This is a genomic window from Campylobacter concisus (assembly GCF_003049065.1).
GTDB classification, from domain to species: Bacteria; Campylobacterota; Campylobacteria; order Campylobacterales; family Campylobacteraceae; genus Campylobacter_A; species Campylobacter_A concisus_BE.
In genome coordinates this window covers 23,233-49,674 of record NZ_PISC01000007.1, presented here as the reverse complement: position 1 = coordinate 49,674, position 26,442 = coordinate 23,233, and the positions used below count along the sequence as shown (strand labels likewise).

Annotated in this window: 29 protein-coding genes and 1 pseudogene; 27 read left to right on the top strand and 3 right to left on the bottom strand. The window is 41.5% G+C overall.

From position 1 onward, the window contains the following. Nucleotides 1–208: 208 nt before the first annotated feature. The 16 genes and pseudogenes from CVS81_RS06985 to CVS81_RS06910 all read left to right on the top strand — a co-directional run. Nucleotides 209–739, top strand: a pseudogene (locus CVS81_RS06985) (alanine--tRNA ligase-related protein); the annotation flags it as partial. A 238-nt stretch (nt 740–977) separates the two neighbouring features. After that, nucleotides 978–1,964, top strand: a complete 987-nt coding sequence (locus CVS81_RS06980) for a hypothetical protein (RefSeq protein WP_107965525.1) — start codon at nt 978–980, stop codon at nt 1,962–1,964. A gap of 105 nt (nt 1,965–2,069) precedes the next feature. After that, nucleotides 2,070–2,681: a hypothetical protein gene (locus CVS81_RS06975; protein ID WP_103611396.1), complete on the top strand. Its 612-nt coding sequence runs from the start codon at nt 2,070–2,072 to the stop codon at nt 2,679–2,681. Then, a complete protein-coding gene (locus CVS81_RS06970) occupies nt 2,678–3,427 on the top strand; it encodes an ABC transporter permease (RefSeq protein WP_103611397.1) in 750 nt (249 codons plus the stop codon). The genes CVS81_RS06975 and CVS81_RS06970 overlap by 4 nt, the downstream gene beginning before the upstream one ends. Continuing rightward, a complete protein-coding gene (locus CVS81_RS06965; protein ID WP_107965524.1) occupies nt 3,424–4,116 on the top strand; it encodes an ABC transporter ATP-binding protein in 693 nt (230 codons plus the stop codon). The genes CVS81_RS06970 and CVS81_RS06965 overlap by 4 nt, the downstream gene beginning before the upstream one ends. A gap of 75 nt (nt 4,117–4,191) precedes the next feature. Next, nucleotides 4,192–5,112 carry an ABC transporter substrate-binding protein gene (locus tag CVS81_RS06960; protein WP_107965523.1) on the top strand — a complete coding sequence of 307 codons (921 nt, stop codon included), beginning with the start codon at nt 4,192–4,194 and terminating at the stop codon, nt 5,110–5,112. A 136-nt stretch (nt 5,113–5,248) separates the two neighbouring features. Next, complete coding sequence (locus tag CVS81_RS06955; protein WP_009295267.1) at nt 5,249–5,524, top strand: NifU family protein; 276 nt, start codon at nt 5,249–5,251, stop codon at nt 5,522–5,524. Beyond that, complete coding sequence (locus tag CVS81_RS06950; RefSeq protein ID WP_009295268.1) at nt 5,511–6,065, top strand: hypothetical protein; 555 nt, start codon at nt 5,511–5,513, stop codon at nt 6,063–6,065. Before CVS81_RS06955 ends, CVS81_RS06950 begins: the two co-directional genes overlap by 14 nt. Further along, nucleotides 6,043–7,326 (top strand): UDP-N-acetylmuramoyl-L-alanyl-D-glutamate--2,6-diaminopimelate ligase, encoded by a 1,284-nt coding sequence (locus tag CVS81_RS06945; protein WP_107965522.1) that lies wholly within the window; start codon nt 6,043–6,045, stop codon nt 7,324–7,326. The genes CVS81_RS06950 and CVS81_RS06945 overlap by 23 nt, the downstream gene beginning before the upstream one ends. Nucleotides 7,327–7,344: 18 nt before the next feature. Then, complete coding sequence (locus CVS81_RS06940; protein ID WP_107965521.1) at nt 7,345–7,914, top strand: hypothetical protein; 570 nt, start codon at nt 7,345–7,347, stop codon at nt 7,912–7,914. A gap of 17 nt (nt 7,915–7,931) precedes the next feature. Next, nucleotides 7,932–8,279, top strand: coding sequence for an aspartate 1-decarboxylase (panD, locus tag CVS81_RS06935; protein WP_002941539.1), 348 nt, complete (start codon nt 7,932–7,934; stop codon nt 8,277–8,279). Between the two features lie 3 nt (nt 8,280–8,282). Beyond that, nucleotides 8,283–8,597: a YbaB/EbfC family nucleoid-associated protein gene (locus tag CVS81_RS06930; protein WP_002941513.1), complete on the top strand. Its 315-nt coding sequence runs from the start codon at nt 8,283–8,285 to the stop codon at nt 8,595–8,597. Further along, nucleotides 8,594–9,703, top strand: a complete 1,110-nt coding sequence (locus CVS81_RS06925) for a PDZ domain-containing protein (RefSeq protein WP_107965520.1) — start codon at nt 8,594–8,596, stop codon at nt 9,701–9,703. Before CVS81_RS06930 ends, CVS81_RS06925 begins: the two co-directional genes overlap by 4 nt. After that, nucleotides 9,700–10,599 (top strand): polyprenyl synthetase family protein, encoded by a 900-nt coding sequence (locus CVS81_RS06920; protein ID WP_107965519.1) that lies wholly within the window; start codon nt 9,700–9,702, stop codon nt 10,597–10,599. Before CVS81_RS06925 ends, CVS81_RS06920 begins: the two co-directional genes overlap by 4 nt. 107 nt (nt 10,600–10,706) lie before the next feature. Further along, nucleotides 10,707–12,617 carry a transketolase gene (tkt, locus tag CVS81_RS06915; protein WP_107965518.1) on the top strand — a complete coding sequence of 637 codons (1,911 nt, stop codon included), beginning with the start codon at nt 10,707–10,709 and terminating at the stop codon, nt 12,615–12,617. A 59-nt stretch (nt 12,618–12,676) separates the two neighbouring features. Continuing rightward, the gene (locus CVS81_RS06910; RefSeq protein ID WP_002941660.1) at nt 12,677–13,471 is read left to right on the top strand and encodes an undecaprenyl-diphosphate phosphatase; all 795 of its coding nucleotides are present in this window, start codon (nt 12,677–12,679) and stop codon (nt 13,469–13,471) included. Nucleotides 13,472–13,540: 69 nt separating this feature from the next. Here CVS81_RS06910 and CVS81_RS06905 read toward each other — a convergent pair whose 3' ends face one another. The 3 genes from CVS81_RS06905 to moaC are packed head-to-tail and all read right to left on the bottom strand — an operon-like array spanning nt 13,541 to nt 15,452. Continuing rightward, a complete protein-coding gene (locus CVS81_RS06905) occupies nt 13,541–14,725 on the bottom strand; it encodes a hypothetical protein (RefSeq protein ID WP_107965517.1) in 1,185 nt (394 codons plus the stop codon). A 9-nt stretch (nt 14,726–14,734) separates the two neighbouring features. Then, nucleotides 14,735–15,001 carry a DUF493 domain-containing protein gene (locus CVS81_RS06900; RefSeq protein ID WP_107965516.1) on the bottom strand — a complete coding sequence of 89 codons (267 nt, stop codon included), beginning with the start codon at nt 14,999–15,001 and terminating at the stop codon, nt 14,735–14,737. Continuing rightward, nucleotides 14,976–15,452 (bottom strand): cyclic pyranopterin monophosphate synthase MoaC, encoded by a 477-nt coding sequence (moaC, locus tag CVS81_RS06895; protein ID WP_199907168.1) that lies wholly within the window; start codon nt 15,450–15,452, stop codon nt 14,976–14,978. Before moaC ends, CVS81_RS06900 begins: the two co-directional genes overlap by 26 nt. 418 nt (nt 15,453–15,870) lie before the next feature. Here moaC and CVS81_RS06890 point away from each other — a divergent pair, with 418 nt between their 5' ends. From CVS81_RS06890 to CVS81_RS06840, 11 genes are all read left to right on the top strand, one after another. Further along, the gene (locus CVS81_RS06890; protein ID WP_107965514.1) at nt 15,871–16,689 is read left to right on the top strand and encodes an ATP-dependent protease; all 819 of its coding nucleotides are present in this window, start codon (nt 15,871–15,873) and stop codon (nt 16,687–16,689) included. Nucleotides 16,690–16,701: 12 nt separating this feature from the next. After that, nucleotides 16,702–19,290: a Sec-dependent nitrous-oxide reductase gene (gene nosZ, locus CVS81_RS06885; protein WP_107965513.1), complete on the top strand. Its 2,589-nt coding sequence runs from the start codon at nt 16,702–16,704 to the stop codon at nt 19,288–19,290. Between the two features lie 82 nt (nt 19,291–19,372). Continuing rightward, on the top strand, nt 19,373–20,128 hold the full coding sequence (locus CVS81_RS06880) for a hypothetical protein (protein WP_021086571.1): 756 nt from the start codon (nt 19,373–19,375) through the stop codon (nt 20,126–20,128). Further along, nucleotides 20,121–21,377, top strand: a complete 1,257-nt coding sequence (locus CVS81_RS06875; protein ID WP_107965512.1) for a nitrous oxide reductase family maturation protein NosD — start codon at nt 20,121–20,123, stop codon at nt 21,375–21,377. The genes CVS81_RS06880 and CVS81_RS06875 overlap by 8 nt, the downstream gene beginning before the upstream one ends. Further along, a complete protein-coding gene (locus CVS81_RS06870; protein WP_103597015.1) occupies nt 21,370–22,047 on the top strand; it encodes a 4Fe-4S dicluster domain-containing protein in 678 nt (225 codons plus the stop codon). The genes CVS81_RS06875 and CVS81_RS06870 overlap by 8 nt, the downstream gene beginning before the upstream one ends. After that, nucleotides 22,044–22,595, top strand: coding sequence for a c-type cytochrome (locus tag CVS81_RS06865; protein WP_103597014.1), 552 nt, complete (start codon nt 22,044–22,046; stop codon nt 22,593–22,595). Before CVS81_RS06870 ends, CVS81_RS06865 begins: the two co-directional genes overlap by 4 nt. Further along, the gene (locus CVS81_RS06860) at nt 22,592–23,053 is read left to right on the top strand and encodes a c-type cytochrome (protein ID WP_103597013.1); all 462 of its coding nucleotides are present in this window, start codon (nt 22,592–22,594) and stop codon (nt 23,051–23,053) included. Before CVS81_RS06865 ends, CVS81_RS06860 begins: the two co-directional genes overlap by 4 nt. A gap of 2 nt (nt 23,054–23,055) precedes the next feature. Then, nucleotides 23,056–23,955, top strand: coding sequence for a NapH/MauN family ferredoxin-type protein (locus CVS81_RS06855; protein WP_103579327.1), 900 nt, complete (start codon nt 23,056–23,058; stop codon nt 23,953–23,955). Between the two features lie 9 nt (nt 23,956–23,964). Next, entirely contained in the window at nt 23,965–24,618 is a 654-nt protein-coding gene (locus CVS81_RS06850; RefSeq protein WP_103597012.1) for an ABC transporter ATP-binding protein, read from the top strand. Further along, nucleotides 24,611–25,438: an ABC transporter permease gene (locus tag CVS81_RS06845; protein ID WP_009295293.1), complete on the top strand. Its 828-nt coding sequence runs from the start codon at nt 24,611–24,613 to the stop codon at nt 25,436–25,438. The genes CVS81_RS06850 and CVS81_RS06845 overlap by 8 nt, the downstream gene beginning before the upstream one ends. A 133-nt stretch (nt 25,439–25,571) precedes the next feature. Beyond that, nucleotides 25,572–25,979: a tetratricopeptide repeat protein gene (locus CVS81_RS06840; RefSeq protein WP_107965511.1), complete on the top strand. Its 408-nt coding sequence runs from the start codon at nt 25,572–25,574 to the stop codon at nt 25,977–25,979. The last annotated feature ends 463 nt before the right edge of the window (nt 25,980–26,442 follow it).

Genomic DNA, 26,442 nt, shown 5'->3' with positions numbered 1-26,442 from the left:
TTTTTAAATTTTCGGTGTTGTGCCAAGCTACGGGCTGAGTAGGCGATGTTTGTTTTTTATTTGTATTTGTGGCGCAAATTTACAAAGTAGTTTGTGGAGTTTGAAGGGTAATGGTCGGATACTTGAAAACATGCGGTATAAATTTCTAACAGACTATCTAAAATTATAAATTTTACCAGCTTCACCAAAATCAAATTTCAAATTTGCAATTCAAAAGCTTCTAAATTTATTAATAACGCATTGGCTAGTAACTTCTGCGCCGCTCGTGCCAAACGATGCAACACTACTTTTTACAAATGCTGGCATGGTGCCATTTAAGAGCATTTTCACAGGCGAAGTGCCACGCCCAACACCACCTATCCGCACTAGCTGTCAGACCTGCATAAGAGCTGGCGGAAAGCACAACGACCTTGATAACGTTGGCTACACAGCGCGCCACCACACATTTTTTGAGATGCTAGGAAATTTTAGCTTTGGCGAATACTTCAAAAAAGAGGCGATCGCTTATGCTTGGGAATTTGTCACAGAGGTGCTAAAACTACCAAAAGATAAGCTCTATGTCACGGTGCATGAGACTGACGATGAGGCCTTTAAAATTTGGAGCACTCACATTGCAAAAGAGAGGATTTACCGCTTTGGCGACCATGATAACTTCTGGCAGATGGGCGATACTGGACCATGCGGCCCTTGCAGTGAAATTTTTACGATCAAGGGGCTGAGCGGTTATGCGAGCAAAGATGGCGCAAATTTGATCTTAAATGATCAGCAATATGGCAAATATACGAGCTAAAATCAAAAATATGAAAAAACAATAAAAGCAAAACCAACTCAGGCAAATGCCTACAAAGCAAATTCTAAAATATCCAAATTTATCCAGTCCTAAGTCAGCCTAAATTTACAAGTCAAACTCTATAAATTTCTAAATTTTACTCTGAAAAAGACGATATTTGTTTTAACTATCTTACAAAGGATTTGAGATGATAGGTGGCGTAAATGGAGCTAATGTAAATTTATATAGCGGCTTTCAAAACATTAGAGAGCAAAGCGCTAGCCGTAGTAAGCCCAGTGCGGACGAAAATTCTTTAAATTTATCATCTCAGAATTTAACCAAAAAGACCAACCAAAACAGTGAGCAGATAAATTTAAGTCGCACAAGCGAGAGTAAATTTAACAAAGATGACGAGCCACTAAAATTTGCTAAAGACTACTCGCTCACAGGCATAGCTGCCAATGGCAAGATAAGCATCTGGGGCAAGCTCATGGGATACGACAAGCAAATGAGTCAAGATGAGATAAACGAGCTTAAAAGCTTTGTTAGTCAGACCGAGGCGCTTGGTTTTGGAAGGCTTTACGAATCGATCATCGGATACTATCCAACAAACGTCGATCTCTTCGCTAAAGAGTACACGTCAAAAGATGATAGCGGCACCTTGCTCGGACTTGGACACAAAAGCCACGTGGAGGGCTTTGAGATACTTGATAAGGACCTGAGCGTCGAGGAGTTCAAGGATAGGTGGCTGGACTATGCGCTGAGGCAATATCTTGGCGAGAGGGTCGGCGTTGAGAGCATTACAATAGGCAAGAAGGCTATCTCAATGCTAACTAGCACGAACAAGCCACCGATCGAATATGAGACAATGCAAAGCATAAATTTCACTGACGATGAGAGCAGGCAGAGATTTTTAACGCTGATGAAGGCTGGCATGAAGAGCGGCGCGAAATTTAAAGAGGTGATAGAGGGCGTGCTGTCGCTTTACAATGTGCAAAATACCGATAAGCTTGATGGCAACAAGGTCTATGCCTCGGTGATCGGCCGAAGCGAGAAGCTAGCGACCTACGATATCAATAAAGATGAGAAATTTGCCTATCTTAAGGAGCTAATGCGCCTTGAAAAAAGCGGCATAGATATACTAAAGCTAATGGAGAAAAGCCAAAAAAAACGAAATTTAGACGTAAAAGTCTAGCCGTTTTCTTATAAATTTAACCTCCAAAGCCATCTTTTTACTTTCAAGTGATACAATTTTGATTTTAATTATTACATTTTGCTTTTAAATTTGACGGGAGCTTTAATGAAAAAAGTGGTTTGGTTAAATCCTGTTGTAAAAAATATCTACGACTTTGCAGCGCTTAAAGAAATTTTGCAAGACAAAGGTTTTAGCGTAGTAGAGTGCGAAAAAGACCACGTTAAAAGCGTAAAAAACGCATACAAAAACGCTCTTGCGCAAAGCGAGCTTATTTACGATAGTCGCTGCCCGAGAGCTGTAAATTTCATCAGGGCAAATTTCAAAGAACAAGCCGCATTCATATCAAATTTAAACCCCATTTTAATAGAAAGCGCGCTTGAGCTTAGCGCAAAGCTAAAAGAGGACGAGTGGCTTTACGTGACCACACCTTGCGAGGACTTGGCCCAGCTTGGCATGGGGCTAAATTTAGAGCGAACCACATTTTTGACATGGAAAAGCTTTAGGGAGCAAAACGCTATAAATTTAAAGATGCGTAGTATCGAGCAAAGTCCGATACCGCCGGGATTTTTCACAAATTTGGGCGTAAAAACACTAAGTCTTAGTAGTAAAGAGAAGATAGAAAACGCCCTTTCATATAAATTTAGCGAGCTTAAAAACTACCAGATCATCGAGCTTTTATACTGCGAAAACGGCTGTCACAACGGAGATGGGCTGTGAGGGAGATTTTTAAAAAGAGCATTTTGATCCTAGCGATCTTTGCCATCTGGCAGGTCATTTGCGATCTAGAAATTTTCACACCATATATATTGCCAAGTCCGCTAACTACGCTAAAGACGATGTATAGCATGAGCTTAAGCGGCGAGCTTGCTACGCATACGATCATCAGCTTTAAGCGCATATTTGCAGGATATGCTCTCTCGTTTGCCCTAGCGCTCGTGCTTGGCGGTATAGCCGCACTTTTGCCAAAGATCAGCGTTTATTACGAGTGGATACTGGAGTTTTTTAGAAACATCCCGCCGCTTAGTTTGATCGCCATTTTGGTGCTTTGGTTTGGCATAAACGAGACGCCAAAGATCATCATTATCATCCTAGCCTCGTTTTTCCCGATGTTTCTAAGCATCCAAAAAGGACTAACGAGCTGCGATATAAAGCTCATCGAGGTTGGTAAAATTTTTGGTTTTAGTAAATTTGAGATTTTTTACAAGATCATCTTAAAAAGCGCGCTAAAAGATATCATTGTCGGCATGCGAATAGGCTTTGGCTACGCCATGCGCGCGATCATCGGAGCTGAGATGATAGCGGCTTCAAGCGGGCTAGGCTACTTAATCCTTGACGCCGAGGAGCTCTCACGCGCGGATAGGATATTTGTAGGCATTTTTACGATAGGCATTTGCGGCGTGCTCATAGATAGGCTCTTTTTGCTTTTGATAGCGAAATTTAGCCTTTTGCGAGGTGAAAAATGATAGAAATTTCAAATTTATCCAAGCATTTTTTTATAGGCGAAAAGCGTATCGACGTTTTAAGAGAGCTAAGCTTAAACATAAAAAAAGATAAGATCACCGTCATACTTGGCAGAAGCGGTTGCGGCAAAACTACGCTTTTACGCCTCATAGCTGGTCTTGAGGGCGTAAGTCTTGGCGAGATAAAATTTAAAGAGCAAGCAAAGATCGGCTTTGTCTTTCAAGAGCCCCGTCTTATGCCGTTTTTAAACGTCTATGAAAACATCGTTTTTCCTCTTAAAAAGCATGAAATAGAGGCTGAAAAGATAGGTAGCCTGATATCGATGATAGGGCTTAGCGACTTTAAATTTGCCGCAGTTTCGCAGCTCTCTGGCGGTATGAGCTCGCGCGTTTCGCTTGCTAGAGTGCTTGCGTATGAGGCAAATTTGATCCTCATGGACGAGCCATTTGCCGCACTTGACGCATTTACTAGAGCTAGCATGCAGGCTGAAATTTTAAAGATACAAGCTGGCAAAACCATCATTTTTGTCACGCACAACATCGACGAGGCGCTATTTTTGGCTGATGAGATCATCTTGCTTGAAAAGGGCGGGATAAAGTCAAACTACGAGCTATTAAATTTAGCAAGGCCAAGAGATCTGCTAAGCGAGGAGCTAATAGCGATAAAACGCAAAATTTTGAGCGAAATTTAGGCAAATAAAATGATAATTAAAACCAAAATGAAGCAAAAGATTATATAATCTTGAAAATTTTTAAAAGGAGTAAGTATGAGAAAGTTTTTTAAGGTTTTGTGTGCGGCCTCTTTGTTTTGCCTAGTCGCAAATGCAAGCGAGGGCTTAGATAAGATCGGCATGACCTACGTCAAATCGCCGCTAAACGTCCCATCGATCGTCGATAAATTTAAAGGTTTTTATGCAAAGTCTTTTGGCGTACCAGTCGAGTACTCTGAGATCACCTCGGGTGCGAAACAAACGCAAGCGCTCGCTTCAAATTCGCTCCAGTTTCTAAACTGCGTGGGCGGTACTTCGGTCATACTTGCAGCGGCAAATAAGGCTGATATAAAGATCATAAGCGCCTATTCAAGGGCACCAGAGGCTTTTGTGATATTTTCTAAAGACCAAAATATCAAGTCGCCAAAGGATCTAAAAGGCAAAAAGGTAGCAGGCCCAAAAGGCACGATCTTAAACGAGCTTTTGATTAGATATCTAGCTCTTGGCGGACTTAGTATAAACGACGTAGAGTTCATCTCTATGGGTATCCCAGCTGCGCAAGCTGCACTTGAAAACGGCAGCGTCGATGCAGCGCTTCTTGCAGGACCAGCGGCCTACAACGCTCAAAAATCAGGCCTAAATGTAGTGACAACCGGTAAAGGCGTCATCACTCCAGTCATCGTCACGGCAACAAGCGGAGAGTTTTATAAAAAGCACAAAGACATAGTTGAGAAATTTAAAAAGGCTCAGGATGAAATTTTGGCCTACATCAAAGCAAACGAGGACGAGGCGCTTAAATTTACAGCCGAAGAGACTGGGCTTAGCATAGAGGCGATAAAGAGCATGTATCCTCAGTACGACTTTAGCTCAAAGATCACGGCTGATGATATAAAAGCGCTTGAGACTACGCAAGAATTTATGCTTGAGAGCAAGATGATTGAACATAAAATCGATATAAAATCACTTCTACTAAACTAAACTTAAAGGGCAAATTTGCCCTTTTTCTCCACAAAAAAACACCAAAATTTAAAGCCAAAACGCCCACGCCAAAAGCCTAGAAAACGTTTGTTTGCACTTTATCTGCTATAATAGCTAAAAAATTTAAGGAAAAAATATGATCCCATTTAGTGATGAAGAGCTTTTAAAACCAGTGACTGCGAGTTTGCAAAAGGTGCTACCTATGCTTGAAAATGACGGCGGCGGCATGGAGCTACTTGGCATAAAAAACGGCAAAATTTACGTAAGACTCACAGGACATTGTCACGGATGCGCAGCTAGCACAACCACGCTAAAATACGGCATCGAAAGGCAGCTTCGCATAGACATTCACCCAGAGCTTGAGGTCATAAATGTCCCAATCGGCGAGGAATTTGACATTGATAGATTATAAAAAAATAGGCATAAAATATTTCAAACGCTCTAAGTTTAAAGACGCGATCTTTTACTTTTCGCTAGCCTACGAAAAGACGCAAGAGAAAAATTTACTATTTTTGATACAAATTTGCTCTCTTGGCGAGGAAAATGCCGAAGAGGCAAAGCTCTTGTTTGACTACTACATGGCTAAGGTAAGAGCCGGCGAAGACGACGAGGGCGTGGAGGAAATTTTAAAAATTTTAGAGTCCAGAGACGAGGAGAGCGAGTACTTTGAAGAGCAAGACGCGATCAGCTACGAGGACTTTAAAAGGGCTGTTTATAAGGACGGCAGCTTTAAAAAGGTCTTTGAAAACATCATGTTCTCAACAAAGGTGATGATCTCAAACAAAGACGATTTTTTGGAATTTTTAGGAAATTTGATAAAAAATGACTTCATCGACATGAGCATGAACTACCTTGAGAGTGCGGCGGTGATGTTTGGCGGCGACGAGCGTATAGATCAGCTTTTTAAAGAGATACAAAAAAGACAAAACGATGAAAATATCAGTAGAAAATAGCTTCATAACAGATGATTCAAACGAGTGCGAACAGGGTGCATACTTTGTGCAAACTACTGCAAATGCGAAATTTGTAGAAGCTGCGGTAAAAAAGGGCGCTAAGATAATCACCCTTGAAGAGTGCAAAAAGCTTTTAAAGATCGATGAAAATCTAAAAATAGTTGGCATCACAGGCACCAATGGCAAGACCACAACGGCTGCGGCTATCTACGAGACCTTGCGAAATTTAGGCAAAAAATGCGGTCTAAGTGGTACCAGAGGGGCATTTATAGAGGGCGAGCAGATAGATGACAAGGCGCTTACGACAAGTGCCATTTTAAAGACGTTCTCATACCTCAAAGCAGCCAGCGAGCAGGGCTGTGAGTACTTTGTGATGGAGGTTAGCTCACACGCGATTGCTCAAAAACGCATAGAGAGCTTAAATTTTGCTCTAAAAATTTTTACAAACTTAACTCAAGACCATCTCGACTACCACAAGAGCATGGAGGAGTACGCGAGGGTAAAATCAAGCTTTTTTGACGATGAGAGCGTAAAGCTCATAAACATTGATGATGGCGGAGTTAAATTTAACCCAAAAAACGCCTACACATACGCGCTCAAAAAGCCAGCTAGCTTTGCACCGATAGTTTATGGGCTAAAGGACGGCATAGACGCAGTTATCAAGACGCCAAATGGCGATGTGGAGATAGACTCAAGCCTTCAAGGTGAGTTTAATCTTTACAACCTAATCGCAGCACTTGGCGCCGTTTGCCTGCTAGAGCGCCCAGACGCAGCCGCACTTTCAAAGGCGATAAGTAAATTTAAAGGCGTGAGCGGCAGGATGGAGGTCGTTAGCACCGATCCGCTAGTCATCGTGGATTTTGCCCATACGCCAGATGGCATCGAAAAGGTACTAAACTCGCTTAGACATCTAAATTTGATCGCAGTCTTTGGCGCAGGCGGCGACAGAGATAGGACAAAGCGCCCTAAAATGGGAGCAATAGCCCAAAAATACGCAAGAATTTGCATAGTCACTAGTGACAATCCAAGAAGCGAAGAACCAGAGAGCATAATCGATGAAATTTGCGCTGGCATGAGCCAAAATGAAAATTTGATACGAAACGCCAACCGCAAAGAGGCGATCGCTCTAGCCATTAGCAAGCTTGAGCCTGGCTGGGCGCTTGTCATACTTGGCAAAGGCGACGAGCCATATCAGGAGATAAAGGGCGTCAAGCACCCATTTAGCGACAAAGAAGTAGTGCTTGAAATTTTATCTAACTAGCTTACGAAAGGAAAAACGATGAAGATTTTAAATTTAGCCCTTGTGTCTGCTTGTAGTGCGCTGCTACTAGGATGTGCCACCGCTCAAAAAGAGCCGCAAAAGCTACAATCTAGCGCAAACCAAAAGAGCTATCTGGTGAGCAACCTACCTCAAAATATAGAGTATGACGGCCAAATTTATCACCAAAAATACCAAAATGAATTTACGGTGGAGTATTATTTGGAAGATGAGGGCGGCTATGGATGGAGTAAGCTAATCAGCGTTACCTATGCGCCAAGCATCAAAAACATAGATGATTTTATAACAGCGATAAAAAAAACCACAGATCCAAAAAAGGGCAAATTTAAGATAGAAAAGATAGGTAACGACAGCTCTTACCGTGAGGAAATTTACTATCCAGAGCCAAATAATCCAAAATTTAACAGCTACGAGATAACTCTAGACGTTGCCAAAACGAGCGAGTGTGGACTAGTTGGCGTATCTTTTGCTAGAAATTTCAAAACCCTTGACGAGCTAGAAAAGACGCTAAAGGCAGAGAAATTTAACGAGAAATTTTTAGCAAACAGACCAGTGATAGAGTGCAAATAAACTAAACAAGGCAGAAAATGAATATAGAAATTTTAGCTAGCAAGATCCACAGAGCTGTCGTAACAGACGCAAATTTAAACTATGTTGGCTCGATCAGCATCGGCGAGGAGCTTATAAAGGCTGCAAATTTGATAGAAAATCAAAAGGTTGAAATTTTAGACGTAAATAACGGTGAGAGATTTGCCACCTACGTGATAAAGGGCAAAAAAGGCGAAATTTGCCTAAATGGCGCAGCTGCTAGAAAGGTCTGCGTTGGCGACGTGGTCATCATCGTGGCTTATGCTAGTATGAAATTTAAAAAGGCTAAGAAATTTAAGCCAACCATCGTGCATGTAAATAACAAAAACGAGATCATAAAGGAGTAGGCGATGTTTGAGGGGTTTGACTTTTCAAAGATGGGGCAGATGCTTGAGGATGTGCAAAAGCAAGCCAAGCAGATGGAAGAAGAGAGCAAAAATAAAGAATTTGGCGCAAAAAGCGGCGGCGGGCTGGTAAGCGTTAGAGCAAACGGCAGCGGCGAGATACTTGATATCAGCATAGATGATAGCTTGCTTGAAGATAAAGAGAGCATGCAAATTTTACTAATAAGCGCCGTAAATGACGTGCTAAAGTCAGTTGAGGCTGATAAGAAAAACACCGCTTCAAGGATGCTTGGCGGCCTTGCTTCGATGGGGATAAAATGAGACTAAAATATAAATTTGCCCTTGCATTTTTGCTATCAGCGCTTTGCCTAAACGCCGATCCTAGGCCTACGCAAGAGGACTTTAACGCCTGCTTTGAAAAGAACAAAAACTCAATCGTCTCAGTAAATAAACACTTTGGCGTGGCTATCACTAAAAATTTAATCGCAGTGCCAAAAAGTGACGGAGCTCCGCTTGGCGAATATGTCAAATTTGATCCATATTTGCAGCTCTTTTTGGTCCGCTCTAGCAAGGAGCTAAGCCCTGTCGTGATGGCCGATGAGACTAATGAAGAGCGCATAAAAAAGAGCACCTGGGTTGGCATCTTAAATGACGCAAACAACACCGTCATGGGTCACATCAAGTCTTTGGGGCAAAATTTAGGCGACTTTGACACACTAAGCTTCGAGTATAACGCAACTGGCGAGATAAACACGCCTTGTTGCAAGATGATAGGCATAGCTGTTGGAGCTGATAAATTTATACCAAACCGCTATTTAAAGCACTTTGTATCTTACGATGACGTATATTACGGCGATATCGGCGTGAAGTTCTTGCAAAAAGAGGATAAATTCTTTGTGGGACTTGTTGATCCACTGGGCCGCGGCAAGATGATGATGGTTGATGATGAGCTTGTGAGCGTAAATGGCATCAAGCCAAAGAGTCTAAGAGAGCTAAATGAGATGGTGCTTTTTGCTCCAAAGGGCGCAAAACTGGACATCATCGTGAAGCGTGATAGGCAAGAGCTACTCTTTCAAGTGCCAGTAAGCGGAGATGTGAAATTTAACCAAAGCCTAGATATTGACGCTCCTTCAAGCCTTGATCTGCCAAATTTAAATATCATGCCAAAGTCGCCTGAGAGCTTGTTAGATGATAAAGTTTTGGTGGATTATGGTATCACGGTTGATAAAAATTTAGTAGTTACAAAGGTTGAGCCAAAGTCAAATGCAGAAATTTTTGGCATAAAGATCGGCGATAAAATTTTAGGCTACAACAAAGAGAGTGTGAGTAGCCGCGAGGAGCTTTTAGAAAAGATCGGCGACCTGCAAAATTTCGTGCTTTTATTTAGTAGAAATGACTTTCAGTTCTTTGCAAGAGTGCCAAAATGAGCCTACTGGAGGAGTTTGTAAAATTTCTAAACGCAAATTTGCCAAAGGCGCCTAGCTTTCACCCTTACTACGAGGAGGCGCTTGGCGTTATGCTAAAGGCTGGAGGCAAGCACTTTAGGGCGCTTTTGCTTCTTGGTGTGGTGGAAAATGTCGATAAAAGCCTCACGCAAAAGGCTATGAGAGTGGCTTTGGGGCTTGAGATGATGCACACATACTCGCTCATCCACGATGATCTGCCTTCGATGGATAACGCAAGCCTTAGGCGCGGCACACCAACGCTTCACGTCACATACGACGAGACGACTGCGATACTTGCAGGAGATGCGCTAAATACGCATGCTTTTTATGAAATTTCACGTGCCAAGTTGCCAGCTGACACTCGTATAAAGTGCGTTGAAATTTTAAGCCAAAATGCTGGCGTTAGCGGCATGGTGCTAGGGCAGGCACTTGATTGTTTTTTTGAAAATACAAACAAAGAGGACATCAAAAGAGCAAAGGCTAAATTTGGTCTCTCTGGCAAGATGCTAAGCCTTGATGAGCTAGTCTTTTTGCATATCCACAAGACCGCAAAGCTCATCGCTGCTAGCCTAAAAATGGGCGCTGTGATAGTAAATTTAGACGAAACAGAGTGCGAGAAAATTTATGATATCGGGCTAAAGCTTGGGCTTGCTTTTCAGATACAAGATGATATCATCGATCTTACAAGCGACGAAGCGGCCGCTGGAAAGCCCGTGCACAACGACCTAGCTAAAAATTCATTTACAAATTTACTCGGTCTATCTGGCGCAAAAAAGAAAAAAGATGAGCTAATTTGCCAGATAGAGGAGGCGCTAAAGCAGATAGATACTGGCATAGCAAAGATGATCTTAGAGCTTACAGACAAGCATCTAAGATAGCTCGTAAATTTAGTAAATTTATATCACTTTTTAGACATTTTGGGCAAAAATGCAAGGCAAGTTTTAATCACTTTTTTGTATAATCTGACGCAATAAAAGGAGATCATATGCTAAAAAAACAAGCCGATACTATAAGATTTTTGTGCGCTGATATGGTGCAAAACGCTAACAGCGGACACCCAGGTGCTCCTATGGGCCTAGCCGATATCATGGTGGTTTTAAGCAATTTTTTAAAACACAACCCTAAAAATCCAAAATGGCTAAACAGGGATAGGCTCGTTTTTAGCGGTGGTCACGCATCAAGCTTGGTTTATAGCTTCTTACATTTAACTGGCTACGATCTAAGCCTAGACGAGCTTAAAAATTTCCGCCAACTTGGCTCAAACACCCCAGGACATCCAGAAATTCACACTCCAGGCGTTGAGGTGGCTACTGGCCCACTTGGTCAAGGCATAGCAAATGCAGTTGGCTTAGCCATGGCAGAAAAATACGCTGCAAACGTGCTAAATGAGCCAGATAATAAAATAATCGATCATAAAATTTACTGCCTTTGCGGCGATGGCGACCTTGAAGAGGGCATAAGCTATGAGGCATGTTCAATCGCAGGAAATTTAAGACTAGACAACCTTGTGCTCATCTACGACTCAAACAACATCACGATCGAGGGCGACACAGCGATAGCATTTAGCGAGGATGTCAAAGCAAGATTTGAGGCGCAGGGCTGGGAGGTCGCACGTATCGACGGACACGACTTCAACCAGATCGAATTTGCGCTTGAGCAAGCTAGCGAGAAAGAGTCGCCATATCTCATCATCGCAAACACACACATAGCACGCGGCGCAATGGAGCTTGAGGGCAGCCACCACAGCCACGGCGCACCGCTTGGTGAGGAGATCATCAAAAAGGCAAAGGCTGCAGCTGGCTTTGATCCTGAGAAGAAATTTGCAATTGACGAGGACGTGCTTTTAAGATTTAGAGGCGCAGTAGAAAAGGGCGATCTTGAAGAGGCTATGTGGAACAAAAAGGTTGAGGCGTTAAGCATTGAAGGCAAAAATTTATTAAACTCACTTCTTAATCCAGACTTTAGCAAGATCGAATTTCCAGACTTTAGCGACAAAAAGCTAGCCACAAGAGATACAAACCACGTTATCTTAAACGAGATAGCAAAAAAACTCCCTGGCTTTATCGGCGGTAGTGCAGATCTTGCTCCTTCAAACAAGACCGAGCTAAAGGGCATGGGCGACTTCCCAAATGGCAAAAACATCCACTACGGCATCAGAGAGCACGCCATGGCAGCTATCAACAATGGCATCGCCAGATACGGTCTTTTCTTGCCATTTTCAGCGACATTTTTCATCTTCAGCGACTATCTAAAGCCAAGTGCGAGGATAGCAGCGCTAATGGGCATCAAGCACTTTTTTGTCTTCACGCACGATAGCATCGGCGTTGGCGAAGATGGTCCAACGCATCAGCCTATCGAGCAGCTTAGCACATTTAGAGCGATGCCAAATTTCTACACTTTCCGCCCAGCTGATGGCAACGAAAACGCAGCTAGCTGGCAAGTGGCTCTAAATTTAAACGCTCCAAGTGCCTTTGTGCTTAGCCGCCAAGGGCTTGACCCACTTGCAAAAGGCGAATTTGGTGAGGTTAGTAATGGCGCATATCTTTTAAGCTCGGCAAAAGATGCAAAGATAACATTTATAGCAAGCGGCAGCGAGGTCTCACTCTGCGTAAAAGCAGCTGCACTTTTAGCTGAGCAAGGTATCGGTGCAAACATCGTATCAGCGCCTTGTTTTGACCTACTTTGCGAGCAGCCAGCTGAGTATGTGGCTAGAATTTTAGATAAAAACACAACGATCATTGCAGTTGAGGCCGCAACTGGCTATGAGTGGTATAAATTTGCTGACGCAGTTTATGGCATGAATAGCTTTGGCGCCAGCGGCAAGGCAAATGAGCTATTTGACCACTTTGGCTTCACGCCACAAAAACTTGCAAATTTTGCTAGCGAACTTATATAAAATTTAACTTTGGGGAGTAAAATCCCCAGCTGCAATCTAAAATCAAAAAAAGGCATTTTATGGAAATTTCTCACGTTATCGTTTTGGCCTTGGTGCAAGGCATAAGCGAGTTTTTGCCGATATCTAGCTCGGCTCATCTCATCTTGGTGCCAAAGCTACTTGGCTGGCCAGATCAAGGGCTTGCTTTTGACGTGGCAGTGCATGTTGGTACGCTAAGTGCGATACTTTTTTATTTTAAAGATACGATTTTTAAGCTACTTCGCGACTTTTTTGCCTCGATCGCGCAAAGAAAGATGGTAGGCGATAGCTTGCTTGTCTGGTGCGTGGGATTTGCCACTATCCCAGTTGGCATCTTTGGGCTTTTGTTTAACAACGTGATCGAAGAGTACGCAAGAAGTGGCGTTGTGATCGCAGTTACAACTATCATCTTTGGCATCGCACTTTACTTTGCTGATCTTCGCTCAACAAACAAAAGCGAATACGAAATGACCATAAAATTTGCTCTCATCATAGGCTTAGCGCAGGCTGTGGCGCTCATCCCTGGCGTCTCAAGATCAGGTATAACGATGACAGCGGCACTTTTTTTAGGATTTAGCCACAAAGGCAGTGCAAATTTCTCATTTTTACTTTCGATACCTGTCATCATCCTAGCTGGCGGACTTGAGAGTATCAAGCTTATAAAAGATCCAAACGCCCTACCTTGGAGCGACATCGCCCTTGGCGTCATCATAAGTGCAGTTAGTGCTTATATCTGCGTGAAGCTATTTATGGGGATCATCTCAAGGATCAGGATGCTACCTTTTGTCATCTACCGCTTGATCTTGGGTGCGTTTTTGCTCTATCTATTTTTATAAATTTAAGTGATGAAAAGGCTAGGCTAAGACCTAGCCAAAATGATAAATTTGCCAAAAAGCTTGGCAAATTTACTCCTCTTTTTTATCTTTTTTTATGACGTTTATGAAGTCTTTTGCGGCTTGATAGGCCCTGTCGCCAAATTTCTTAGCTTCTGATTTTATATCCATTTGTTTGATGTCTTCGAGCTTGTCATTTGCGTCAAAATTTAGCTTTAGCTTTTTGCTCTTGTCGTTTAGCTCTTGTTTTAGAGCTTCAAATTTATTGTTCGCCTCGCTCATAAGCTTTGCAACGCCGTTTGATTTTAGCTCTTCAAGCCTTGAGCTGATCTGCTCCATCGCTTGATCGCTTATGCGTTTAAATTTTGCTAGATTTGTGTCAAGTTCGCTATTTATCACGCTTTCGATCTCGCTTTTAGCCACGCCGTCAAATTCATTTTCAAGCTCTTTAAGAAGCGCTATAAACTCTTCATCCACGTTTTTTAAATTTAAAAGCTGTGAGTTTAGCCTTAGCTCATCTGGAGCAAATTTCGCCTCATCTTTTAGCTTCTCAATAGCTCTTAAAATGCCATCTCTTGTGCCATTTATCGCGCCTTTTATGAGCTCTTTTGCAAATATATGCCCCTCATTTGCTAAATTCCCCGCTGCACTGATGATATTTTTTGAAATTTCAAACATTCGCTCTTTGCTAAACTCTCCACCTCTTATCGCAGCGTAGGTCATATTTTTAGCTATCGCGCCAGCAGTCTCTTCGACATCCTTTGCGCCCTCAAGCGTCGTTAGAAAGGCGATTTGAGCACTCTCTTTTAAGATGCCAAGCATCCTTGTTTCTCTGATAATGGCATTATTTAAAAGCTCTAAAATTTCCTCTTTTTCGCCAAAATTTCTATCTTTTACGACCTCTTCAGCCGCCTCAAATGAAATTTTTAGCCTATTTTTTATCTCTTCTCGCTTTGCCTCGATCGCTCTATTTATCTCATCTCTTTTATCAAATAGCTCATAAAGCTCCTTTTCTTCGTCGCTAACTAGGGCCTGATTTATCCCCTCCATAGCGCTTTTTAGGTTTTTAGCATTTATGAGGCTCTCTTTATCCATCTTGTCGTAAAGCTCGTTCATTTTTTGTTTCAAAAGATCAGGCAGTGTGTTTTCGTCTTTGTCTGAGACGTCCCTAAAAAAGTCGTTGCAAAGAGCTTTTATGCTAGTTAGCAGCCCCTCACTATCTTTATAATCACGTAAATTTTTCTCAAGTTTATCCATATTTTTACCTTATAAAACGTATTTTGCTTCGTGTTTTAACGCTGAAAATATCTCCAGCCTCTCTTCTTCGCTTAAAACTAGCACGGCTAGATCGTAGCTAGCGTATTTTTTATCTTTGCTAAATTTCGAAAAAACTAGCTTAAATTCTCTATCTTTTACTATCCCTTTTACCTTCTCTTCGGCATTTACGCCAGCATCAAAGATCACCTTATACTCCCAGTGTGTTGGGTAGTCGATTTTCGCCTTTTTATCATTTAGATCGTATATATTCGCCACTTTTGCCTCCTGTTTTGCTCTCTAGTACGATGTTGTCTATCTCCATGCCCTTATCTATGGCTTTTACCATATCGTAAATGGTTAAAAGTCCCACGCTCACGCCTGTTAGCGCCTCCATCTCAACGCCTGTTTTGCCCTCTATCTTGACACTCACGTAAAGCTTAAAAGCGCAAATTTCAGGCAGCTCCTTGATGTCACAATCCACACCCAAAATGGCCAGTGGATGGCACATAGGTATTAGCTCGCTTGTCTTTTTAGCGCCCATTATCGCAGCGACAACGGCTGTTTGGATGACTGGGCCTTTTTTGCCGGTATTTTCTTTGATCGCCTTAAAAGCATCTTTGCTCATTTTGATGATCCCGCTAGCAGTTGCTACTCTTTTGGTGGGATCTTTTGGGCTTACATCGACCATTTTTGGACGATCTTTTTCATCTAAATGTGTTAGCATTATCTCTCCTTTTTTTGGTGGATTATAGCCTATTTAAGCAAATTTAAGTTATCAGTAAATTTAAGCAAAAAAATATCAAAAATCTAAAAATTAAGCTTTGCTCAAAACGCAAGAGCGATTTTTCATTTCTTAATATAATTATCTAATTTAAATAATTTTTTTAAAAAAATATTTATAATTTAAATTTTAATGCATAAAATACCTAAAATACGAACTTTTATAGATAATAAATTTTATCAAAAATATATTTCTATCCATTAAATTCCAAAGTCTATTTATTGTAAATGGCAAAATTTAAAAAAAATTATTGATATTTTTCTTTAAATGCTTAAAAAAGTAAATTAATCGCTAATTTGCTTTTAAGAGTTATGCTTGTATAGTTTTTACAAATTTTAAATTTACGATGAAAGCAACCTAGATAATGAAATTTCTGCTATGTCTTAGCTTATCTTTGATAGCGCTTTTTGCTGAGAGTAAGGGCTGCTTCGTCGATGAAAATAGTCAAAACATCATCTTTGTAAAAGATGGCGAGACAAAAAGCCTAGGACTAAAGGAGAAAATTTACAAAGATCAAAGATGTGCTTTTGATGAGAGCTCTTTTTACGTTGCAAATTTAAACAACGAGATCGTAAAGGTAGCTAGCGAGAAGGAATTTTTATTTGCACTGCCAAATGTTGGCTGTAAGGTTTCAAATATCTTGCTAGATAAAGAGAAAATTTACGTCGCTTGCGATATGGCAAATGTCGTAACGATCGCTATTTTTGACAAGAGTTCTAAAAAATTTATATCAAAAAATTTTAACAATGTTTATAAAATTTCTAGCTTTTTGCCGCTTGGCGAGGGAGTGTTTTTTACCAGCTTTAATGGCAAGGCATTTTTGCTTGATAGTAAGCTTAACGTAAAAGAGCAAAAAAGCGTTGGCTTTGCGCCCATTAGTGCTTGTAAATTTAGCGATGATGAAATTTTCATAGGCTTTAGAAACGGAGAAATTTTAGATCTTAAAAGTGGAGCTAAAAAGCAAGTTTTAAGATCTAAAATTTCAGCTCTTGCGTGCGTGGGAGATGAGGTTTTAGTAGCTGGCGAGGACGGAGCGATCTATAAATTTGACAAAAGCTTTAAGCTAAAGGGCAAAAAAGAGCTTTTTAGCGGCGAGATAAAAGAAATTTTTATAGATAAAAACGTGCTTGTTGGCGTGGATCTAGGCAATAAGACAAAGAGTTTAGAGATAAATTCATTTTAAAAAGGAGAGTAAATGCAAAAGTTATTTTGTGTCGCAAGTGCTGCACTGCTTGGGCTATCTTTAACTGCTGCTTGTGCTGCTAGTAGTGACCTTGAAAAAGTCATGAAAGAGCGCGGGCTAAGCGAAAAAGATGTCCTTGCAGCTGCTAAGACTTACCAGCCAAGCGGTAAAAAAGATGATTTCATCGTCTTTTCATCTGGCGGGCAGAGTGGTCAAGTGCTAGTTTATGGCGTTCCGTCGATGAGAATTTACAAATACATCGGCGTTTTCACCCCAGAGCCTTGGCAAGGATATGGCTATGACGATGAGTCAAAAGCTGTTTTAAAACAAGGCAACATCAGGGGCAAAGAGATAACTTGGGGCGATACACACCACCCAAATTTCACTGAGAAAAATGGTGAGTATGTTGGTGATTATCTATTTATCAATGACAAGGCAAACCCAAGGATCGCTGTTATAAATTTAAAAGACTTTGAGACAACTCAAATGGTTGTAAACCCTATCATGAAGAGTGAGCACGGCGGTAGCTTCATCACTCCAAACAGCGAGTACGTCATCGAAGCTAGCCAGTATGCAGCTCCACTTGATGACAACTATCACTCAATGGACGACTACGAAGCCGTTTATAGAGGCGCTGTGACATTTTGGAAATTTGACTATCCAAAAGGCAAGATCGATGAGAAAGCATCTTTCTCTCTTGAGCTTCCTCCGTACTGGCAAGACCTAAGTGACGCTGGTAAGGGCGAGAGCTACGGCTGGGGCTTTACAAACTCAATAAACAGCGAGATGTATACAGGTGGTATCGAAAAAGGTCTTCCTCCATTTGAGGCAGGTGCTAGTAGAAACGACACCGACTTCTTACATGTTTATAACTGGCAAATTTTAGAAAAACTTGCACAAGACAAGAAAAACTACAAAGTTGTAAATGGTCACAGGGTAGTTACGATAGAAGCTGCTGTAAAAGCTGGGGCACTATTTTTGATCCCAGAGTCAAAGAGCCCACACGGTTGTGACGTAACACCAGATGGTAGATACATTATCGTTGGTGGTAAGCTTGATACTCACGCATCAGTTTATGACTTTAAAAAGATCAAAGAGCTAATCGACAAAAAAGAGTTCGCTGGCACTGACCCATACGGCATACCTATCTTAGATAGAGAAAAGACAATGCACGGACAAGTCGAACTTGGCCTTGGACCACTGCATACATCATTTGACTCACAAGATGGCGTAGTCTATACTTCACTTTACGTTGATAGTCAAATCGTAAAATGGGACTACAAAAATTTAAAAGTGCTAGATAAAGTAAATGTTCATTACAACATCGGTCACCTTGACACAATGGAGGGCAAATCAGCAAAACCAGTTGGCAAATATGCAATCGCTCTTGATAAACTTTCAATCGATCGCTTCAACCCAGTTGGCCCGCTTCACCCACAAAACCACCAGTTAATAGACATCAATGGTCCAAAAATGGAGCTAATCTATGATATGCCTATCCCACTTGGTGAGCCACACGACGTTGTCTCAATCGCTGCTAGCAAGCTAACTCCAGCGCTTACTTACAACATGGGTACAAACTCAAGAACAGGCGAGGCTAGCCCATACGCAACTCTAGCTGGTCAAGAAAGAGTTGAGAGAAATGGCAAAAACGTAACTGTCTATGCAACAATGATCAGAAGCCACATCAACCCAGAGCACATCGAGGTAAATAAAGGCGATAATGTAACAATTCACCTAACAAACCTAGAGCGCGCTCAAGATGAGACTCACGGCTTTGGCATCGACCTTTACAACATCCACGCTTCACTTGAGCCTGGTAAAACTGCTTCAGTAAATTTCGTAGCTGATATGGAAGGCGTCTTCCCATACTACTGCACCGAGTTTTGTTCAGCACTTCACCTAGAGATGATGGGTTACTTACTTGTTAAAGATCCAAATAAAAAATATGAATCTGCAAAAAATAGCAAGCTAAAAACTCTAAGTCCAGAGGCTCTAAAAGCTGAGTACGACAAAGTAATCGCAACTAACAAAGCAACTGATGATGTTATCCAAGAGGTTGTTAAATACCTAAAAGAGAAACATTATGAGAAATATCCAAAAGTAAAAGCTTTGGTTGATGACGCACTTGATCAATACGGCCATATCAAAGAGGTAAAAGCTAAAGCTGACGAAGCTTACAAAAAAGGCGACGTAAATGGCGCTATCCTTTGGGAGTACCAAGTATGGCAATACATGGTTAAAACCGCCGACGTTGGTCTAAGAGCTAAAAACAACCTAGCTAAAGAGATCGCAACTCCGATGAGCCCAGCTGCTGCAAAAGGCGAAGAAGCTTATCTAAAAGGCGGATGTAATGGCTGCCACGTCATCGGTCAAGTAAGCTCAGGTCCAGACCTAACTGGTGTCTTGCTAAGACATGAAAACGGCGAAAAATGGGTAGCAGACTTCATAAAAGATCCTGCTAAATTCTATAACGATGACTACGTTAAAGCGATGATTGATTTCTTTAAACTTAGAATGCCAAATCAGCACATGAGTGACGAAGAGATCAAAAATATCATCCAGTATCTAAAATGGATAGACGAAAACGCAGGTATGTAGTTTTAAGGGGCATTTTTGCCCCTTTTAAATTTTAAAATTTAACTTTTTGCTAGGCTAAATTTTAAAATTTAAAGGAGAGATTATGAGTAAATATAAAATTTATACCATTGTTGCACTTATCATCATGAGCGTTTGTTTTACTCTGCCAGTTCTTGGCTGGCATGGAGCAAAAGAGCGTATAGCTAATGGCGACGAGCTACCATCTTATGCTTACACTATCTACGATCTTTATAGCTCATTTCAGTATAAAAACCACCTTTTACCAAAAGAGGTAGCAAGTGATCTTCATAAGATGATCGAGCAAAAAGCAGAGATAGGCACTCCATCTTTTCCTATCTGGTACGTATCTCTTGAAGCGCCAAACTATCCAAAGGCAGCCTTTCCAGATGGCATCCCAGTATATTTTCACGTAGATGGATATAGTGGCGACGTGCACGAGATGAATACGATAAACCACTACATCGGCATGTATCCTATGGAGCATGGCGGAAATTTAGAGCGAGCGATCGCACCTTATTATCTGCTTATCGCCACACTTTGTATGCTTGCGTTTTTATACTATGACGGTAAATTTAACTCACTTCTCATGGTGCCAACCATCATCGCACCGGTGCTATTTATGAGCGCATTTGTGGGCTGGCTATACTGGTATGGACACAACATGCAAGAGTGGGGCGCCTTTAAGATCAAGCCATTTATGCCAACAGTCTTAGGCGATGGTAGCGTGGCGCACTTTACAACGCACTCATACCCAACTATCGGCTTTTGGGTGATGATGGTGATGAGCGTGCTTTGCATACTTGCGGTATTTTCAAAGAAAAAAGAGCTAAATGCGTAAATTTTCTAAATTTGCCCTTGTTTTTTTGCCACTTTTTGGCTTTGCAAACGTCCTTCAAGATGCGATAAATAACGCTAACCCTGGCGATGTGATAAAGCTGGGGGATGCCGTTTATGAAGGAAATATAATCATTTCTAAGCCTCTTACTATCATCGGCGAGGGCAAAAATGCCCACATAAAAGGGGACGGCAAGGGCAGCGTTATAAAGATCATCGCTTCAAACGTGACACTTAAAAATTTAAAGATAAGTGGCAGTGGCAACGACCTTGGCGAGCTTGACGCTGGCATAGGCTGTGACAAGGCAAATAACGTTGAAATTTCTAAAAATGACATAAGCGATGTGCTTTTTGGGATTGATTTTAAAGAGTGCAGCAGCTCAAAGATCACTGAAAACAACATCACCTCAAAAAAGGGCGCTAGTCTTGGCTTTAGAGGCGATGCGGTGAGACTTTGGTATAGCCATGAAAATTTGATCGAGCGTAACAACATCCGTGACAGCCGTGACATGGTCGCATGGTACGCAAGCCACAATAAATTTCTAAGCAACAAAGCAGTTGGCAGTAGATACTCGCTGCATTTTATGTATGCTAATCAAAATTTAGTCGAAAATAACGAATTTATCGGCAACGCTGTTGGTATGTTTTTTATGTATTCAGCTAGCTCAAATATAAAAAACAATCTCGTTATGGATAGCGACGGCGCCTTTGGTATCGGCATCGGGCTAAAGGACGTGTCTGACTTTACGATAGAAAACAACACCCTTGTCTATAACGCGCGTGGCATCTTGCTTGATAACTCGCCTTTTCAGCCGGGATCAACTATAAATTTTATAGGCAATAAAATTTTACACAACGTAGTTGGCGTCTATTTTCACGCCACACAAGGCACAAGCATCTTTGAAAACAACGACTTTATCGGCAACATGGACATCGTCGTAAACGATACCCCGGGCGAAAAGATGCTACTAAACAGATGGAGTAAGAATTATTATGATGAGTATGAGAGCTTTGATAGAGATAAAGATGGCTACGGCGACACGCCATTTTTGCACCTCTCATACATCGATAAGCTCTGGCAGTACTATCCAAATTTGCAGTTTTTCTATGGCTCAAGCGTCTTTAGCGTCTTAAATTTCTTAGCTAAACTCGCTCCATTTTCTGAACCGATAAAGCTACTTGAAGATAGTTCGCCTAGGATAAAACCGCTTGATGTTTCAAATTTCAACGCTTTAAAGGCGAAACGTGGATAGAAGAAATTTTATGATAATTGGCTCAGCTGCAGCGGTGGCTGGATACGCCATAGGCAAGTTTTTGCCAAAAAGTAGTGGTGACAAGCTCTATCTTAGACCGCCAGGTGCTGTTGATGACTTTGATGATCTTTGCGTAAAATGCGGTCAGTGCGTACAAGTCTGCCCTTATCACAGTATAAGCTTACTTGATATAGAAGATGGCTACTCAAGTGGCTCAGCTCACATCGACGCCAAAGAGCGAGGATGTTACTTGTGCGACCTTTTTCCATGCGTGCTAGCCTGTCCTAGCGGTGCGCTCGATCACGCCACAAAGGTCGTGGGTGATGTCAAAATGGGCGTTGCAGTTTTAAGTGACACGGCTGCCTGTTTGAGCGTGAAAAGAGAAAATTTAAGCGAAGCTGACGTTAAACATCTGCTTGATCGCAAAGCCTATAACGACAGAGAAGAGGCGCTAAAAGATAAGATAAAAGGCAAGATCGATCAAATTTGCGATCTTTGCGTCACGCTTTGTCCAGTTGGCGATAGCGCGATAGCAATGAGCGAGGCAAATTTACCACTTATAAAAAATGGCTGCGTGGGTTGTGGCGTTTGCGCTGAGGTCTGCCCAGCAAAGATCATAAATATCGCCCCAAAGATGAGCTATGATGAAATTTACAAGGAGAAAAAATGAGAGCAATAATACCTTTAATAGCTGCTGCGTTGCTATTTGTCGGCTGTGAAAAGAGTGAGGACAAAGCGCAAGAGGCTGCTAGCGAGCAAGGTGCAAAAGTAGCGACAAGTGCTAGCATAAAGGTCGAAAAAAATGAAAACAACGAGAGTGCAAATAAGCAAAATGAATTTATAAAATACGATATGCACGGCGAAAAAAGCGTTAAATTTGGTCTTGAAGATAACAACGTAAGCCGCCAGATCGGAGCGCTTGCCATGGTAAAAAGCCCGCTTCAAACTATAAATTTAAGGCTTATAAAGGGCAGACTTAGCAAGGACTTCATCACAAAGTGCTCAGCCTGCCACGACGACTATGCAAATGGCATCATCGGACCATCGCTTCTAACAAAGAGCGAGGATGAAATTTATAAGATGATAAACGCTTATAAAAACAAAGAGAAAGTAAATGTGCTGATGCGTGATCTTGTTAAAAAGATGGATGAGAGTGAGATTAGAAAATTAGCCAAAGAGATAAGCGATTTTAATGCGCAGTTTAGGAGCAAACAATGAAAATCGGAAAAATCATAACGATCATTTTAGCGGTGCTGATATGTGGCATCATGGTGTTTATGCTAAGCCAAACTCCGCCTAAAAAGGAGAAAGTAGAAGCTAGCGTTCAGCCAAAAGTGGAGCAAAATATCTCAAAAGAGCAGTCAAAGTCTAGCGAGGAATTTGCCAGCGAAGATGAGCTAAAAAAGGTAAAAGAGCTAAGCCTAAGCGTGGCTAAGACGCAAAATGAAGGCGTTAGCAAGCAATACCTAACCTCTTGCGCTCCGTGCCACGGCGCAAATGGCAAAGGCATAGTAGCGCCTGATATCACTCATCTAAGCAAAGAGGATCTGCTAAAAAAACTAGCTGATTACAAGGCTGGCAAGGTGCAAAACACGCTTATGAAGGGACTGCTTACAAACGTTAGCGACAGCGATCTAAACAGCCTTGCTGATGAAATTTCTAAATTTAAAAAGTAAAAATGGATAAATATAACGTTCGTGCGACAGTTAGAAATGTAAGCTTTCTAAGCACGCTAATAACGACTACAAAAGATGGCAAAAAGCGCCCAAGCATACGTTTTTGGCGAATTTTTACCATCGTGCTAGTGCATCTTTTATTTGTGCTCTCTTATAGGGTCGATGTGCAAATTTTAGAGGGTGACATCAGCGCCTCAAGGATACTTGGCTTTCACCTAGCAGATGCATTTATGAGCTTGCAAGTCTTTTTAGCAACGCATGAAATTCATGTAAATTTGCTAATTGGCTCGCTTAGTATATTAGCCTTTTACATCATTTTTGGTGGCAGGGGCTTTTGCTCGTGGGTTTGCCCGTATTCACTCATAAGCGAGATAGCTGAGAAAATTCACGAAAATTTACGCGCCAAGAAGATAGTAAAACCGCGAGTTTTTGACACAAAGTGGCGATATGCTTTTACCATTTTGTTTTTGGCTCTTAGCTTTGCTAGCTCAAGTCTTGTCTTTGAAATTTTTAACGTCGTTGGGATATTTTCAAGATTTATCATCTATGGCTACTTTCACGCTATCTGGCTTGTTGTAGCTATGCTTGTGGTGGAAATTTTCTTCTCACGCAGGGCATGGTGCAGGTATGTCTGCCCTGTTGGAGCGACCTACTCGCTACTGGCTAAGCCAAATGCTATAAAGGTCAGCTGGGATAAAGAAAGGTGCGATCACTGCTTGGTTTGCACCGATGTTTGCCTAGTGCCACACGTGCTTTTTATGACAAAAAAGGGGGCAAAAACTGATGATAGTAAAAAGCTCTTTAGGATAGCTGGGGCTGACTGCACGCTTTGTGGCAGGTGTATCGACGTTTGCCACCAAGATGCGCTTAAATTTGACAACGGCTTTAAGAAACTCATATAAGGAAATTTTTTGATAGATATAAAAGAAGTAACGAAAATTTTTGGCTCGCAAAAGATACTTGATAGCGTCAGTCTAAATGTAAAAGCTAGCGAAAAGATAGCGATACTTGGGCAAAATGGAGCTGGCAAAAGCTCGCTCATGCGTATCATCTTGGGTGAGTTTGTGCCAAATAGCGGAAGCGTCGCGATAAATGGCGTAAATACCCTAAAAGATAGAAAAGAGGCGCTAAAATTTATATCATTTGTGCCGCAAACCCCGCCACCGCTTAAATTTAGCCTACGTGAGCTTTGCGAGTTTGTCTGCAAAAGCTCAAATGTCAAATTTGAAGATATTGAGAAATTTAGCAAGCTTTTAGAGCTTGACCTGCATGCAAATTTGAATAAGTCCTTTTACAAACTCTCTGGCGGTATGAAGCAAAAGATGTTAATAGCCATCGCATTTGCCAAAGATAGCGAAATTTTGATGTTTGACGAGCCAACGGCAAATTTAGATGTAAAAGCAAGGGAGTCTTTTAAAAATTTGCTCGATAACTTCACGCAAAAAAAGACGCTAGTTTTCATCTCGCACCGCATAGATGAGATCGCTCATCTGCTTGATAGATGCGTCTATATGGACCTTGGCAAGATCATCAAAGAAGAAAATTTAAGGAGCAAGAGTGAATAACCTTTTTTTAATAGCAAAACTAGACGTCAAAGAGTCGTTTCGCTCGAGGTGGTTTGCGATCTATGCGCTTCTTTTTTCTGCTTTGATGATAGGATTTTTATTTAGCGGAGTGACCGACTCGCGTGTACTAGGCTTTTCTGGGCTAACAAGGGCGCTACTTTTGTTTATACAAATTTGCGTCATCATCGTGCCGATATTTATCCTCATCTCAACCGTTAGAAGTATAAACCAAGACAGAGATACAAACCTGCTTGAGTACGTGCTAAGCTTTCCGCTAAGCCTTAAAGAGTACTACTTTGGCAAGGCGCTTGGGCGGACTTTTGTCGTTTTTGTGCCGCTTTTGTTCTCGCTTTTGCTTTGCGTGGTGGTTGGCTTTATAAAGGGCGTGTCGATACCTTGGGGCGTGCTGGTGCTTTATTTTGGTCTGCTTTTTAGCCTAAGTATCGTCTTTTTGTCGCTTGGCTTTTTCATCTCAAGCCTTATTAAAAACCAAGAAACAGGTCAAGGCGTGGCGTTTTTGCTCTGGCTTATCATGCTAGCTTTTATCGACCTAGCGCTCATTGGGCTGCTTATGCGAAGCTCTGTCGATGAGTACGTCATCTACTCTATCGCGATGCTAAATCCGATCGAGCTTTTTAGGATAGCAGCGCTTAGCCTTTTTGATCCAAATTTAGCAGTCATCGGCACTGCGTCTTACTTTATCTTAGGCACATTTTCAAAAGCGACCTTTGTAGCTTACGCGATCATCTACCCTTTAGTGCTTGGCGCGATCTTGCTAGTTTGCGGCTATTTGGGCTTTAGCAAGAGAGATCTTGTTTGATTGTTTTTTGTTAAATAAGAGTTGGCTTTAAATTTAGACGAGGCTTGTATTATTCCACTTGTCCAACAAGAAACCTCCTTTTTGTAATGACCCCCTTTCCCCCAAAGGGGGTTTATCTCTCTCAAGGAAATTTATGAAAAAATCCATTTTATTTTTAACATTTGCCGTTTTATCTCTAAGTGCAAACTGGGATGAAAATATGCAAAACTGCATCAACAAAAGTGACGCAAAAGCTTGCGAGAGCTTTACTAAAAAGCTTTCAAGCGAGTGTGAGAACAAAGACAAAACCTCTTGCTTTTTATATGCTGACATGCTAGGCCGAGGTCTTGGCGTGGAGAGAGATCTGGTTAGATCTTATGAGATATTTAAGTCGCTTTGCGAAAATGGCAGCAGCGAAGCTTGCTACGAGCTAGCTACAAAATACCTGCAAGGAAACGGCGTAGAGCAGAGCTTTGATCTATCTGCAAATGCCCTTGATAAAGCTTGCAAAATGGGCAGCAAACGAGCCTGCAACGTCTTAGAACTCGTGCCTAAGAATTAAAATTTATCTGAAATTTATATGTATGACGAAGCAAATTTGCAAATTTTAAACTTTCATTCACTCGCAAGAATTGACTACTAAAATTTGGCTTCGCTAACCGCTTGGCTCAAATTTTAGAGCCGAAATTACTCGTTCATGAAATTTTAAAATTTGCGAAAACTTACTTGATAGCAAAACGCATGCGGCACGATAGTGCTATAGCATGCACCTCTAACGTTGTCGGGGTTAGGGGATTGTTAAGGGGGAAGGGAGCGACTTCGTAATTCAAGCCTCTTCCCCCTTAACAAAGAAACAAAACTTTAAATTTCTAAAAAGCTATTTTGCAAATTTTAAAACTTTACTCACTCGCCTTAGCAGCTTACTAAATTTAGGGCTCATAACTATTCGCCACTAAATTTAGAAGCGTGATATGCTCGCTCATAAATTTTAAAATTTGTTAGAACTTTTGAAAAAATAAATAAAA

What these genes read in the sequence shown, in the direction of transcription:
- CVS81_RS06980 (WP_107965525.1), top strand. Translation starts at nt 978, where the DNA reads ATGATAGGTGGCGTAAATGGAGCTAATGTAAATTTATATAGCGGCTTT.
- CVS81_RS06975 (WP_103611396.1), top strand. Translation starts at nt 2,070, where the DNA reads ATGAAAAAAGTGGTTTGGTTAAATCCTGTTGTAAAAAATATCTACGAC.
- CVS81_RS06965 (WP_107965524.1), top strand. Translation starts at nt 3,424, where the DNA reads ATGATAGAAATTTCAAATTTATCCAAGCATTTTTTTATAGGCGAAAAG.
- CVS81_RS06960 (WP_107965523.1), top strand. Translation starts at nt 4,192, where the DNA reads ATGAGAAAGTTTTTTAAGGTTTTGTGTGCGGCCTCTTTGTTTTGCCTA.
- CVS81_RS06955 (WP_009295267.1), top strand. Translation starts at nt 5,249, where the DNA reads ATGATCCCATTTAGTGATGAAGAGCTTTTAAAACCAGTGACTGCGAGT.
- CVS81_RS06945 (WP_107965522.1), top strand. Translation starts at nt 6,043, where the DNA reads ATGAAAATATCAGTAGAAAATAGCTTCATAACAGATGATTCAAACGAG.
- CVS81_RS06940 (WP_107965521.1), top strand. Translation starts at nt 7,345, where the DNA reads ATGAAGATTTTAAATTTAGCCCTTGTGTCTGCTTGTAGTGCGCTGCTA.
- panD (WP_002941539.1), top strand. Translation starts at nt 7,932, where the DNA reads ATGAATATAGAAATTTTAGCTAGCAAGATCCACAGAGCTGTCGTAACA.
- CVS81_RS06930 (WP_002941513.1), top strand. Translation starts at nt 8,283, where the DNA reads ATGTTTGAGGGGTTTGACTTTTCAAAGATGGGGCAGATGCTTGAGGAT.
- CVS81_RS06925 (WP_107965520.1), top strand. Translation starts at nt 8,594, where the DNA reads ATGAGACTAAAATATAAATTTGCCCTTGCATTTTTGCTATCAGCGCTT.
- CVS81_RS06920 (WP_107965519.1), top strand. Translation starts at nt 9,700, where the DNA reads ATGAGCCTACTGGAGGAGTTTGTAAAATTTCTAAACGCAAATTTGCCA.
- tkt (WP_107965518.1), top strand. Translation starts at nt 10,707, where the DNA reads ATGCTAAAAAAACAAGCCGATACTATAAGATTTTTGTGCGCTGATATG.
- CVS81_RS06910 (WP_002941660.1), top strand. Translation starts at nt 12,677, where the DNA reads ATGGAAATTTCTCACGTTATCGTTTTGGCCTTGGTGCAAGGCATAAGC.
- CVS81_RS06905 (WP_107965517.1), bottom strand. Translation starts at nt 14,725, where the DNA reads ATGGATAAACTTGAGAAAAATTTACGTGATTATAAAGATAGTGAGGGG.
- CVS81_RS06890 (WP_107965514.1), top strand. Translation starts at nt 15,871, where the DNA reads ATGAAATTTCTGCTATGTCTTAGCTTATCTTTGATAGCGCTTTTTGCT.
- nosZ (WP_107965513.1), top strand. Translation starts at nt 16,702, where the DNA reads ATGCAAAAGTTATTTTGTGTCGCAAGTGCTGCACTGCTTGGGCTATCT.
- CVS81_RS06880 (WP_021086571.1), top strand. Translation starts at nt 19,373, where the DNA reads ATGAGTAAATATAAAATTTATACCATTGTTGCACTTATCATCATGAGC.
- CVS81_RS06875 (WP_107965512.1), top strand. Translation starts at nt 20,121, where the DNA reads ATGCGTAAATTTTCTAAATTTGCCCTTGTTTTTTTGCCACTTTTTGGC.
- CVS81_RS06865 (WP_103597014.1), top strand. Translation starts at nt 22,044, where the DNA reads ATGAGAGCAATAATACCTTTAATAGCTGCTGCGTTGCTATTTGTCGGC.
- CVS81_RS06860 (WP_103597013.1), top strand. Translation starts at nt 22,592, where the DNA reads ATGAAAATCGGAAAAATCATAACGATCATTTTAGCGGTGCTGATATGT.
- CVS81_RS06855 (WP_103579327.1), top strand. Translation starts at nt 23,056, where the DNA reads ATGGATAAATATAACGTTCGTGCGACAGTTAGAAATGTAAGCTTTCTA.
- CVS81_RS06840 (WP_107965511.1), top strand. Translation starts at nt 25,572, where the DNA reads ATGAAAAAATCCATTTTATTTTTAACATTTGCCGTTTTATCTCTAAGT.